The sequence below is a fragment of the Roseovarius sp. THAF27 genome (assembly GCF_009363655.1).
Taxonomy (GTDB): Bacteria; Pseudomonadota; Alphaproteobacteria; order Rhodobacterales; family Rhodobacteraceae; genus Roseovarius.
Window position 1 is genome coordinate 382,477 of sequence record NZ_CP045393.1, and the last position, 10,986, is coordinate 393,462.

The following is a 10,986-nucleotide window of genomic DNA, read 5'->3' on the forward strand; positions in this document are numbered from 1 at the left end:
ATGAGTGATCCCGACGTGAAAACGCAGCTGTTGGAGGCGGCGAAACCGCATGTGGCCTTTGACGGGTGGAGCGAGGCCACGTTCCGCGCCGCGGTGGAGGATGCGGGGCTTTCCATGGGCGTGGCCAAGGCCGCCTGCCCGCGGGGCGCGGTGGATTTGGCGCTCGCCTTTCACGAGGAAGGCGACGCGGCCATGCTGGCGCGGATGGAACAGGAGGACCTGAGCCAGATGTGGTACAGCGCGCGGGTCGCGGCCGCCGTGCGCTTTCGGCTGGAGGCGGTCGAGGACAAGGAACTGGTGCGCCGGGGGGTGACGCTGTTTGCGCTGCCGCATCACGCGGTGGACGGGGCCAGGGCGATCTGGGGCACCTGCGACAGGATCTGGGAGGCGCTGGGCGATACCTCGGACGACGTGAACTGGTACACCAAGCGCGCGACCCTGTCGGGGGTTTATTCGTCCACGGTGCTTTATTGGCTGGGCGACGAGAGCGAGGGCCACGCCCGGACCTGGGATTTCCTGGACCGGCGGATCGAGGACGTGATGCAGATCGAGAAGGTCAAGGCGAAGGCGCGGGAGAACCGGGTCGTGAGCGGGTTGATGGCGGGACCGCTGGCGGTATTGTCGAAGATCCGCAAGCCCGCGCCGGGGCGGACCGGCGGATTGCCGGGGCGCTGGACGCGGTAGCGGGTTTTTCCCTTGTGGGAGCGGTGGGTTGTCACCCACCGGGGCTGTGGGTTGTCACCCACCCTACGTACAGGCGGGCGGTGCGCCCGGTGGCATCCGCGGGAGCCTCCGGCGGGGATATTTATGGCCAGAGGAAGAGGTGGGGCTTTGGAGGCCTTCGGAGCGGTGCCGATTGGTGCCGTTTGTTGCTTTTTCCGGGGGGGCTGGTACGACGGGACGACGGGGGGAAGATGATGCCGGACAGGATGAAGGTTGTCGAGATCACCGCGCCGGGCGGGCCGGAGGTGCTGGCGCTGGCCGAGCGGGACTGGCCGGAGCCCGGGCATGGCGAGGTGGTGATCCGGGTGGCCTATGCCGGGGTGAACCGGCCCGATGCGTTGCAGCGGGCGGGGTTGTATGATCCGCCGCCGGGGGCGAGCAAGTTGCCGGGGCTGGAAGTGTCGGGCGAGATCGCGGCGCTTGGGCCGGGCGTGACCGGATGGCAGGCGGGCGACCGGGTTTGTGCGCTGGTGCCGGGAGGCGGGTATGCCGAAGCCGTGGTGACGGAGGCCGCGCATTGTCTGCCGGTGCCCGGGGGCATGTCGATGGACCGGGCGGCGTGCCTGCCGGAGACGTTCTTTACCGTGTGGACCAACGTGTTCGGCCGGGGGCGGCTGACGGCTGGTGAGCGGTTCCTGGTGCATGGCGGATCGAGCGGGATCGGGACGGTGGCGATCCAGCTGGCCGTGGCGCGGGGCGCGCGGGTGTTCGCGACGGCAGGGACGGACGAGAAATGCCTGGTGTGCGAGGAATTGGGCGCGGAGCGGGCGTTCAACTATCGCGAGACGGATTTCGTGGAGGAGATGCGCGCGCGCGGGGGCGCGCACCTGATTCTGGACATGGTGGGGGGCGCGTACCTGCCGCGGAACATCGCCGCGCTGGCGGATGAGGGGCGGCTGGTGCAGATCGCCTTTTTGCAGGGGCCGAAGGTGGAGATGGACTTTACCCAAGTGATGACGCGGCGGCTGACCGTCACCGGCTCGACCCTGCGGCCCCAGAGCGGGCTGGCCAAGGCGCGGATCGCGGCGGAGTTGCGGCGCGAGGTCTGGCCATTGCTGGAGGCGGGGCGGGTGGCGCCGGTGATGGATTCGGAGTTTCCGCTGGCGGAGGCCGCAGAGGCCCATGCGCGGATGGAGACGAGCGCGCATATCGGCAAGATCGTGTTGAAGGTGGGCTGAGGCGATGGGCGCGGCGCAGTTGGCGATCCTTTGCCTGATGGCGCTGAGCCTGGGCCTGAGCGCCTGGGCGGTGGCGCGGGACGTGCCGCCGGTCTGGCGCTTCGCGGTGCCGGAGGCGGTGCCGGAGACGGGGGCGCCGCGCTTCGAGACGGTGTTCCAGTACGATGTCGCCGCGGGACACGCGCATTCGGCGTCGGTGGTGGTGACCGACGGCGGCTTTGACGTGCTGTGGTTCGAAGGCTCGGCGGAGGCGCAGGCGGATGTGGATATTCACGGGGTTTCACTTCGGCGCGGGCCGGAGGGATGGGCCGGGACGGGCCGGGATGTGCGGATCACGCGGGGCGCGCTGGGCCGTGCGATGGACCCGGCGCAGTTGGTGGTGACGCTGGGCAACACGGTGGAGAACGAGGCCGCGCCGGGGCATGTTTTTGCGACGGTGGTGTCGGTGGGCGGCTGGGCCATGGCCTCGGTCGCCGATGTGAAGATGGGGACGGGCGGGCCTGTGGCCGCGCGGAAGCTGACCCTGTCGCCATTCCTGAACCGCTCGCACCTGGTGAAGTCGCCGATGGTGGAATTTGCCGGCGGGAGCATGGGGTTGCCGGCCTATTTCGAGATGGGCGCGGCGCATGGGGTGCTGGTGCGGTTCGGGCGTGACGGCCGGGTGCGCGACACGGCGCGGATGGCGGGGGCGGGTCAGCCGATCCAGCCGATGGTGGTGCCCTTGGGCGAGACCCGGGCGGTGGCGTGGCTGCGGGATTTCGCGCCGTCGGGGCGGCTGTTGGCGAGCTACTCGGAGGATGGCGGCAGAACGTGGTCGGAGGTGGTGCCCTCGGATATGCCGAACCGGAGCGCGCCGGTGGCGGCGCTGGGCCTGGGCGGGGGCCGCATCCTGATGGCGGCGAATGACGATCCCGAGGGGGGAGACCGATTGCGGCTGCTCTTGTCGGACGATGAAGGAGACAGCTGGCGCGTCCTGCGGGAGCTTGAGCCGAACGGGGCGGGGGCACGGTACCCGATGTTGCGGCGGTTGGACGGGGGAGAGATCGCGCTGGCCTACTCGGTGGGGAACAAGACGGGGCTTCGGGCGCATGTGCTGAACGGTGCCTGGGTGGCAGCGCAATGAGCGCCGTCGGGGCGACTTTGGGCGTGGCGGTGGTGCTGGGCTGGGTGGTGTTCGCGCTGAGCGGGCTGGTGCTGTCGTCCTCGCTGGCCGCCGGGCTGGCGCTGGTGGCCGCGGTTCTGGTCGGCGTGTTGTGGCGCGATACCGTGGCGGTGAGTGGCGCGGTGGCGGTGCTGGCGCCGTTCGGGGTGATGCTGCCGGCGCTGGCGCTGCGGCATGTGGCGGTGTCGGTCGGCGTCGAGGTGCCGGGATTCTCTGGCGTGGTGATCGCGGTGTTCCTGTGTGCCTACGTGGCGTTCCTGGCTTCCGCGTTCGGGGTGATTCCGGTGGATGTGTACCGTTTGGGCTATGCCCCATGGCCGGTGGCGGGGATGGTGCTGGCGGTGTGTGTCTATGCGCTGGTGACGGGGAACTGGTTTCTGGCGGGGGTGGCGGTGCTGGGGCAGTTGGCCTGGGTGATGGGATGGGGCAGCAGCAACTGGTTCGACATGGTGCTGCATGTGCTCTTGGTGCCGGTGGCGGCGGTGGTGCTGGTGATGCGGCTGTTTTGAGGAGGGGCGGGCGTGGTCTTTGCAGGTGGGGATTGGACACCGAAGACAACGGCGGTTTCGATCCCTTGTGAGGCATTGGGTTTGAGCCCCCAGCCGGTTAACAGCCGCGAAGCGGCCCGGCCATCGTCAGCCCCTCCCTTGGGCTGGCGATTTGGCTGAGTCAGAGCGCACCGATCATTCCGAGGATGTATTTGGCAGGGATAAAGTGCTGCAGAATTGCCGTCGGATCGCCACCCCAGGGGCTGACGATGGCCTCCGTCGTGAACGGCAGCAAGGTCCCGCACTGCCGTCATTCGTGGTGGTCGCAACGAATGACGGGATCGAGCATTTGCGAGACATCAGTGTCGAGCCCCCAGCCGGTTAACAGCCGCGCAGCGGCCCGGCCATCGTCAGCCCCTCCCTCGGGCTGGCGATTTGGCTGAGGCTGGGCACGACGATCCTTCCGAGGATATGTTTGGCAGGCATAAAGTGCTGCAGAATTGCCGTCGGATCGCCACCCCAGGGGCTGACGCTCGCCTCCGTCGTGAATGGCAGCAGCAAGGTCCGCAATTCGGTCTTTTGCGAGGTTTCAAGGGTCGCAGGCGCAGATGCGCGTGGCAGGCGCCTAGCGAATCGGATCAAAGAGCGCATCGTCCAGCGTGCAGTCGCGGATCACGTCGCGGCCGCAGGGGACCGGGGCGAGGTCTCGGGAGAGGCAGATGCGGGCCTCCTGGATGCGGCCCGCGCGGCAGGTGATGGTGATGCCGTCGGGGTCGAGCGTGGGGTTGGCCTTGAGGAAGGCCTCTTCGACCACGGAGGCGGGGAGTTTGACGGGGTCTTTCAGTTTGCGGAAGACCTCGGGCCTCGCGATGCGGCTGTAGGCCTCGCGGGCAAGGGCGTAGTAGGCGGGGGCGGAGAGGCCGGAGCAGGTGCCGTGTTTCTTCCACTGGTACCACGCCAGCCCGGGAGTGCCCATGATGTCGGCCATGTCGTTCGTCATGGCGCGGGTGGGCGGGCGTTGGGGCGATTGGCAATGGTCCGGCCAGCCGCGGTGGTATTGCGGCCAGAGGCCGTGCAGCACCCAGCCCAGGTCGCGCGACGCGTCGCATTGCGGCGAGTTGCGGTGGTCGCCCTCGATGGCGCACCAGGTGGGCGACCAACTGAGGCTGAGGACGTAATAGTCGAATTCACCGGGCCGGTCGCCCTCGGCCAGGGCCGCGGTGGCGGAGAAAAGCAGGGCGAGAAACGCGCGCATGTTCGCTCTTTCTTTTTGCGTCGGAGGCTACTATATAGCCGCCAAGTTCCCCGACAACGAGAACCCGTCCCGGCCCCCGGGACCGCCGTTTCAGGCGAGGGGAAAGATATGCGTGAAGGAGTCTTTGAAGGATGTCGAAACCGTTGATGGCCAAGGCCACCGCCGTCTGGCTGGTGGACAACACCACGATCAGTTTCAAGCAGATCGCCGATTTCGTCGGGATGCACGAGCTGGAGATCCAGGGGATCGCCGATGGCGACGTGGCCGCCGGCGTGAAGGGGTTCGACCCGATCGCCAACAACCAGCTGACGCAGGACGATATCGACAAGGCCGAGAAGGACCCGCTGCACAAGCTGAAGCTGAAGTTCAACGCCGCCGCCGTGGGCGAGGAAAAGCGGCGCGGGCCGCGTTACACCCCGCTCAGCAAGCGGCAGGACCGGCCGAACGCGATCCTGTGGCTGGTGAAGTTCCACCCCGAGCTGGCCGATGCGCAGATCGCCAAGCTGGTGGGGACGACCAAGCCGACGATCCAGACGATCCGCGAGCGGACCCACTGGAATATCGCCAACATGCAGCCGATCGACCCTGTCGCTCTGGGCCTGTGCAAGCAGACCGAGCTTGATGCCGCCGTGCAGAAGGCCGCGGCGAAGAAGGCCAAGGAAGGCCAGCCGATGGACGATGACGAGCGGCGCAAGCTGTTGTCGACCGAGCAGAGCCTGGAGTCGGATGCAGAGCCGCGGATGCCCACGGCCATCGAGGGGCTGGAAACGTTCAGCCTGGGCGGGGACGATACCGCCGGCGAGGAACAGAAGGAAAAGGAATACGACGCCGAGACCTTCTTCAACCTGCCCGACGATGACGGTGACGACGACGAGGATGACGACAAGGCGTAAGGCACTGACCGAGGCTGCGCCTGATGAGACGATCATGGAACGCCTGCCGGCGAAGATCCGGCAGGCGTTTTTCGTAGCGGGGTCCGCTGCGCTGTCAGATTTTCATGCCGCCGGAAACCTCGATCCGCTGCGCGGTGACCCAGTGCGTCTCGCCCGCCAGAAGGGCGGCGACGGCGCCGCCGATATCGTCGGGCAGGCCGGCGCGGCCCAAGGCGGTGTTGTCCGCGATCATCCGGTTGACCTCGGGGTTGTCGCGCACGGCGCCGCCGCCGAAATCGGTCTCGACCGCGCCGGGGGCGATGGTGTTGACCGAAATGCGCCGCTCCCCCAGTTCCTGCGCAAGATAGCGGGTCATGACCTCGACCGCGCCTTTCATCGCGGCGTAGGCCGAGTAACCGGGCAAGGCGAAGCGGGCGAGGCCCGAGGAGATCATGACGATCTTGCCGCCATCCTCGATCATCGGCAGCAGGGCTTGCGTCAGCAGGAAGGGGCCCTTGACATGCATGGCGAATAGCGCGTCGAGTTGCTGGGGCGTGGTGTCGGCAAAGAGCGCCCAGACGCCGGTGCCGGCATTGTTGACCACGTGGTCGATGGTGTCGCGGTTGAAGGTTTCCCGCAGCGTGGTGCGCAGGCGGTCGGGCAGGGCCGCCACCTGGGCTGTGTCGGCGACGTCGAGTTGCAGGGAGGCGGCGGTGCCGCCTGCCGCCTCGATCTCGGCCAGGGTGGCGTCGGCGGCGGATTTGTTGCCCAGGTAGGTGAAGACCACGCCGATGCCGGCCTTGGCCAGTTTCAGCGCCATGCTGCGCCCGAGGCCGCGGCTGCCGCCGGTGATGAATGCGATTCTGTCGGTCATTGTGACACTCCTTGTCCGGGTTGGTTTGGATGGAAGGGATATGCACCGGGCTTCGCATCCGTGCCTGCCGGATTGTCCGGAAGACTTGCCTGATCCTCCGGAAGCGATGGGTGGGGCGGTGGCCCGGGGCGCGAAACATGCCATAAAACGACGGATCGGAGTGCGGAGGCGCAGATGACGATGGACAGGATGATCGCCGCGGCGGAGCGGGTTTGCGCGGCGGCGGGCGTGGCCGATGGCACGGTCGATACCGGCGTGGCGCGGCTGGCCATCGCACGGCGTCCGGCGCTGTCGCCGCTGGAGGCGATGATCTATGAGCCGCTGGTGTGTTTCGTCCTGCAGGGCGCAAAGGACACCGGGACCCAGGGCGGCGGTGTGCGTGCCTCTGCCGGGCGGATGCTGGTGGTGAGCCACGACGTGCCCATCGTGTCGCGGATCGTGGAGGCGACGCCGCACCGGCCCTATATCGCGCTGATCCTGCCGCTGGACCTGTCGATCCTGCGGGAACTGGTGTCGGAGGTGGACGAGGACCGGGCCGGTGGCACGGGACGTGCGATGACGCTGCACGAGGCGGATGACCCGCTATGCGATGCGTTCGCGCGTTTGCTGGACCTGGTCGAGCGGCCAGGCGAGGCCGGTGTGCTGGGGCCGTTGGTGCAGCGGGAAATCCACTACCGGCTGCTGGTGTCGCCCCAGGGGGCGACGTTGCGGGCATTGCTGGCGGGCGGGCCCGCCGGGCGAATCTCGGACGTGATCGCGCATTTGCGGGCGCATGTGGCCGAGCCGGTGCGGACCGAGGCGCTGGCGCGTCTGGCGGGGATGAGCCGGTCGACCTTTCACGCACGGTTCAAGGCGGTGACGGCGACGACGCCGTTGCAGTACCAGAAGGAGATGCGGCTGTTGCAGGCGCGTGAGCACTTGCGGCTGGGCGGGCAGAGCGTCTCGTCGGTGGCGTTCGCCGTGGGCTACGAGAGCCCGACGCAGTTCAGCCGGGAATACACGCGCAAGTTCGGCGCGCCGCCGCGCGAAGACATGCGGGCGTGAGGCCCCGGATCAGGTCCGGGGCGGGGCGGGGCCGGCACGGGACGCGTGATGGCCAGCAGGCCCGCGCCGACGATCAGCGCGATCCCGAGCGACGAGAGCGCGTCGGGACGCTCGGTGGAAGATGAGCCAGCCCCAGAGCGCGGAGAACCCGACATAGGTGAAGTCGAATGTGCCGATCACCGCCGGCGGGCCGTTCTGGTAGGCATAGGCGGCGCCGATGCTGCCGATCAGGATGGCGGTGGCGAGGACCGCGATGGTGCGCCAGTCGGCGGAGTCGAGCGCTTTCCAGGCAGCGGTGAAGGGCGCGGGCGTGCCCGTCGCGGCCGGCGGGAGGGCGAAGGCGAGACCGCCCGCCAGGATGAAGGCGACGTTCAGCACGGCCGAGAGCATCAGCGGGTGCTCGCCCCGGCAGCGCGTTCCGGTCATCAGCATGGCGACGGCATAGAGCATGGCCGCCATCAGGGGCAGGAGCGCGTAGGCCGAAAGGCCCGAGGCGGTGGGCTTGATGATCAGGAGCACGCCGGCAAAGCCGATCGCGACGGCGAGCCAGTGACGCGGGGTGATGGGGCTGCGGGTGGCCAGGGCGCCGAAGAGCGTGATGAAGAGCGGCGAGGTGTAATAGCCCGCCGCCGCGACCGACAGGGGCACATGCGGCAGGGCGGCAGGGCGGCATAATAGGCGACCCACATGGCGACAAGGACCAAGCTGCGCAGGCCGGTCCAGCCGGGGTGGCGCAGGGCGAACGCCGACCGCGCAAAGAGCGCCATGAGGGCCAGCAATACGGGCAGTACGAGGGCCGAGCGCAGGAGGAACATCTGCCAGAGCGAGATCGCGCCCGACGAGAGCTTGATGAGCGCGTCGCCGAGCGCGAGGGCCGCCACCGCGAGGGTGATGACGAGAATGGCGCGGGCGGTGTTGTTCGGGGATGTCATGGTGTGGGAGGCGTAGGTTGTCACCCATCGGAGTGGTGGGTTGTCACCCACCAAAGTGGTGGGTTCTCACCCACCCTACGGGATGTTGCGGCCAGGTCGCGTCAGAGCGCCTTGCGGGCGTTGAGGGCGGCGGTGATGGTGCCGTCGTCGAGATAATCGAGCTCGCCGCCGATGGGGACGCCTTGCGCCAGCGAGGTGAGGGTGACGCGGTCCTCGAGCTGGTCGGCGATGTAATGCGCGGTGGTCTGGCCGTCGACGGTGGCGGCCAGCGCCAGGATGACCTCGGTGATGTCTTCCGCCTCGATGCGGTCCACGAGCCGGGGGATGCGGAGCTGTTCGGGGCCGACCTGGTCGAGCGCGGAAAGCGTGCCGCCGAGCACGTGGTAGCGGCCCTTGAAGACGCCCGCGCGTTCCATCGCCCAGAGGTCGGCCACGTCCTCGACCACGCAGATCATGCCGTTGGCGCGTTTTTCAGACAGGCAGATATCGCAGGTCTCGGTGGTGCCGACATTGCCGCAGACGATGCATTCGCGGGCCGTGAGGGCGACCTGGCCCATGAGGTCCGCAAGCGGCGAGAGCAGAAGCTCGCGCTTGCGGATCATGTGCAGGACCGCCCGGCGGGCCGAGCGCGGGCCGAGGCCCGGCAGCTTGGCCATCATCTCGATCAGGGCGTCGATGTCGCGGGTGGAGTTCATGAGCGCGGGGGGGCGCCTCAGAACGGCAGCTTCATGCCTTCGGGCAGGCCCATGCCCTCGGTCAGCTTGCCCATCTCTTCCTGCGCCTTGTCGCTGGCCTTGGCTTGCGCGTCCTTGATGGCGGCGAGGATCAGGTCCTCGACCACTTCCTTGTCGTCGGAGTTGAAGATCGAGGGGTCGATGTCGAGGCTTTTGAGTTCGCCCTTGGCGGAGCAGACGGCCTTTACCAGGCCCGCGCCGGATTCGCCGGTGACGGTGATGTTGTGCATCTCTTCCTGAAGCTCGGCCATCTTGGTCTGCATTTCCTGCGCGGCCTTCATCATTTTGCTCATGTCGCCGAGCTGGCCTAGTCCTTTGAACATATGTCTCTCCCGGGGTTTGAGGGGTGTTGAGTCATAGATACGGGCCGTGGGGGGTGTCGGCAAGGGGAGGGTGGGAAAGGCGTGGGGTTTTAGCCGCCTTAAGACGTTGCGGGTCCTGGCTGGACGTACTCGATGTCGATCCGCCGACCGAAGCGCTGCATGCTCGAATTCTACTGCCAAGGGGCTAGGCCGGTTTTCGTACCGGCTTTAGCTGAGAAGATGCTAGTTTTCGCGACGCAGCAGATTTTTGAGAAGTTCTTGACTACTAGCTTCAAAGTCAGCAACGGGCGGCAGGGATCTTTCGGCGCGCAACTCGTTCAGCGCCGCCAATGACTTTTGGCCCCAGATTCCGTCGATGGGTCCGGGATCGTAGCCCTGATCGGTCAGAATTCGCTGCACTTGCACGGCGTTCAGCGGCAAGTTCATGTGTTTGTGCAGGAACTCCAGCGTCGTTTTCTGTACGCTTTTGAATTCAAGTAACTCATGGCGCGTGGCGAGCGGCCCCGTGTCATACACGATGGAGATGCTGCCATTTTCCTTGTTCATCGCTTCCCAGCAATCGCCCTCGTTCCGTTCGTTTTGGTACCAGGGGTCTTTGCTGCCGACCAACGACAACACCGGTTCGTCCTTCGGGGCGTCTAGACCGATGTATTCATACCATCCTGCGTTGCAGGTCCAGCCTTCGATCACGCGGGCGGTCACGCTTCGACGCTCGTTGAAGACGGTGTGCTTTGCGGTTGTAACGCCGCCTTGGCTGAGCCCGATCAGGAGTACGTTTTCGGGATCGACATACGGCAGGGACTTGGCCAGTTCGATGGCATGGCCGGCGTCCATCTTGCGCATCTTAATAACATCGCGGAACATGCTACCCTCATGGCGCGAGGGATCGCAGGACTGTGCATAAACGGTGCGTGCGAAACTTGCCGGTGCGATGACCAGAAAGCCGTTATCGGCCAGGAACTTCACGCGTAAATGCGTGCCGCGCCAGATGCCGGAGCAGCCGTGCATATAGATGGCCACCGGGAACTTTCGCGACCCGTCGCCGTATTGGGCGGCGAGGTCTTCGAACGTGGTACGTTGGGAGCGACCCAGCCCGGTTGGCACCCTGACGAGGGCGGCCTGCCAGGTGCGTTCGACCTCTTGGGGGTCGACGATATCGGCTTGGGTGATGGCGTCGGGGTCGGTGAATGTCTTGCTGCTGTTATGCAAGCCGGGAGCCTGCTGTGCATTTGCCAAGTGTGTTGCCAGACACACAACCACTGCAGAAGCGACAATAATCGAACGCCGGTGCATGTCGTGTTCAATCAGTTGTTGAAATCGCGCAGAGTATAGCGCGTTTAACGTTCGGCGTCACTAAATTGAAAGGGCGGGGAAAATCCCCGCCCTTTGTTCGTGGTGTCC

Annotated in this window: 12 protein-coding genes; 6 read left to right on the forward strand and 6 right to left on the reverse strand. The window is 66.7% G+C overall.

Translation table 11 applies throughout. From position 1 onward, the window contains the following. From FIU89_RS01900 to FIU89_RS01915, 4 genes are all read left to right on the forward strand, one after another. The gene (locus FIU89_RS01900; RefSeq protein ID WP_152491044.1) at nucleotides 1–684 is read left to right on the forward strand and encodes a COQ9 family protein; all 684 of its coding nucleotides are present in this window, start codon (nucleotides 1–3) and stop codon (nucleotides 682–684) included. Between the two features lie 233 nt (nucleotides 685–917). After that, the gene (locus FIU89_RS01905; RefSeq protein WP_152491045.1) at nucleotides 918–1,901 is read left to right on the forward strand and encodes an NAD(P)H-quinone oxidoreductase; all 984 of its coding nucleotides are present in this window, start codon (nucleotides 918–920) and stop codon (nucleotides 1,899–1,901) included. 4 nt (nucleotides 1,902–1,905) lie between these two features. Then, a complete protein-coding gene (locus FIU89_RS01910) occupies nucleotides 1,906–3,024 on the forward strand; it encodes an exo-alpha-sialidase (protein WP_152491046.1) in 1,119 nt (372 codons plus the stop codon). Beyond that, a complete protein-coding gene (locus tag FIU89_RS01915; protein ID WP_152491047.1) occupies nucleotides 3,021–3,572 on the forward strand; it encodes a hypothetical protein in 552 nt (183 codons plus the stop codon). Before FIU89_RS01910 ends, FIU89_RS01915 begins: the two co-directional genes overlap by 4 nt. A 604-nt stretch (nucleotides 3,573–4,176) precedes the next feature. On the opposite strand, the gene FIU89_RS01920 is transcribed toward FIU89_RS01915, so the two are convergent. Beyond that, the gene (locus FIU89_RS01920; RefSeq protein WP_152491048.1) at nucleotides 4,177–4,806 is read right to left on the reverse strand and encodes a ribonuclease T2; all 630 of its coding nucleotides are present in this window, start codon (nucleotides 4,804–4,806) and stop codon (nucleotides 4,177–4,179) included. Nucleotides 4,807–4,937: 131 nt separating this feature from the next. Here FIU89_RS01920 and FIU89_RS01925 point away from each other — a divergent pair, with 131 nt between their 5' ends. Continuing rightward, nucleotides 4,938–5,699: a DUF1013 domain-containing protein gene (locus tag FIU89_RS01925; RefSeq protein ID WP_152491049.1), complete on the forward strand. Its 762-nt coding sequence runs from the start codon at nucleotides 4,938–4,940 to the stop codon at nucleotides 5,697–5,699. Nucleotides 5,700–5,793: 94 nt separating this feature from the next. Here FIU89_RS01925 and FIU89_RS01930 read toward each other — a convergent pair whose 3' ends face one another. Then, nucleotides 5,794–6,552 (reverse strand): SDR family NAD(P)-dependent oxidoreductase, encoded by a 759-nt coding sequence (locus FIU89_RS01930; RefSeq protein ID WP_152491050.1) that lies wholly within the window; start codon nucleotides 6,550–6,552, stop codon nucleotides 5,794–5,796. 174 nt (nucleotides 6,553–6,726) lie between these two features. On the opposite strand from FIU89_RS01930, the gene FIU89_RS01935 reads away from it, so the two are divergent. Then, nucleotides 6,727–7,596 carry an AraC family transcriptional regulator gene (locus tag FIU89_RS01935; RefSeq protein ID WP_152491051.1) on the forward strand — a complete coding sequence of 290 codons (870 nt, stop codon included), beginning with the start codon at nucleotides 6,727–6,729 and terminating at the stop codon, nucleotides 7,594–7,596. Between the two features lie 9 nt (nucleotides 7,597–7,605). On the opposite strand, the gene FIU89_RS01940 is transcribed toward FIU89_RS01935, so the two are convergent. The 4 genes from FIU89_RS01940 to FIU89_RS01955 all read right to left on the reverse strand — a co-directional run bounded on the left by FIU89_RS01940 (nucleotide 7,606) and on the right by FIU89_RS01955 (nucleotide 10,878). Then, complete coding sequence (locus FIU89_RS01940; protein WP_216647046.1) at nucleotides 7,606–8,283, reverse strand: DMT family transporter; 678 nt, start codon at nucleotides 8,281–8,283, stop codon at nucleotides 7,606–7,608. Nucleotides 8,284–8,629: 346 nt separating this feature from the next. Next, on the reverse strand, nucleotides 8,630–9,223 hold the full coding sequence (recR, locus tag FIU89_RS01945; protein ID WP_152491052.1) for a recombination mediator RecR: 594 nt from the start codon (nucleotides 9,221–9,223) through the stop codon (nucleotides 8,630–8,632). A gap of 17 nt (nucleotides 9,224–9,240) precedes the next feature. Beyond that, nucleotides 9,241–9,585 carry a YbaB/EbfC family nucleoid-associated protein gene (locus FIU89_RS01950; protein WP_152491053.1) on the reverse strand — a complete coding sequence of 115 codons (345 nt, stop codon included), beginning with the start codon at nucleotides 9,583–9,585 and terminating at the stop codon, nucleotides 9,241–9,243. Between the two features lie 222 nt (nucleotides 9,586–9,807). Next, complete coding sequence (locus tag FIU89_RS01955) at nucleotides 9,808–10,878, reverse strand: dienelactone hydrolase family protein (RefSeq protein WP_152491054.1); 1,071 nt, start codon at nucleotides 10,876–10,878, stop codon at nucleotides 9,808–9,810. Nucleotides 10,879–10,986 lie beyond the last annotated feature (108 nt).

What these genes read in the sequence shown, in the direction of transcription:
- FIU89_RS01955 (WP_152491054.1), bottom strand. Translation starts at nt 10,878, where the DNA reads ATGCACCGGCGTTCGATTATTGTCGCTTCTGCAGTGGTTGTGTGTCTG.
- recR (WP_152491052.1), bottom strand. Translation starts at nt 9,223, where the DNA reads ATGAACTCCACCCGCGACATCGACGCCCTGATCGAGATGATGGCCAAG.
- FIU89_RS01950 (WP_152491053.1), bottom strand. Translation starts at nt 9,585, where the DNA reads ATGTTCAAAGGACTAGGCCAGCTCGGCGACATGAGCAAAATGATGAAG.
- FIU89_RS01920 (WP_152491048.1), bottom strand. Translation starts at nt 4,806, where the DNA reads ATGCGCGCGTTTCTCGCCCTGCTTTTCTCCGCCACCGCGGCCCTGGCC.
- FIU89_RS01930 (WP_152491050.1), bottom strand. Translation starts at nt 6,552, where the DNA reads ATGACCGACAGAATCGCATTCATCACCGGCGGCAGCCGCGGCCTCGGG.
- FIU89_RS01900 (WP_152491044.1), top strand. Translation starts at nt 1, where the DNA reads ATGAGTGATCCCGACGTGAAAACGCAGCTGTTGGAGGCGGCGAAACCG.
- FIU89_RS01915 (WP_152491047.1), top strand. Translation starts at nt 3,021, where the DNA reads ATGAGCGCCGTCGGGGCGACTTTGGGCGTGGCGGTGGTGCTGGGCTGG.
- FIU89_RS01925 (WP_152491049.1), top strand. Translation starts at nt 4,938, where the DNA reads ATGTCGAAACCGTTGATGGCCAAGGCCACCGCCGTCTGGCTGGTGGAC.
- FIU89_RS01935 (WP_152491051.1), top strand. Translation starts at nt 6,727, where the DNA reads ATGACGATGGACAGGATGATCGCCGCGGCGGAGCGGGTTTGCGCGGCG.
- FIU89_RS01910 (WP_152491046.1), top strand. Translation starts at nt 1,906, where the DNA reads ATGGGCGCGGCGCAGTTGGCGATCCTTTGCCTGATGGCGCTGAGCCTG.
- FIU89_RS01905 (WP_152491045.1), top strand. Translation starts at nt 918, where the DNA reads ATGCCGGACAGGATGAAGGTTGTCGAGATCACCGCGCCGGGCGGGCCG.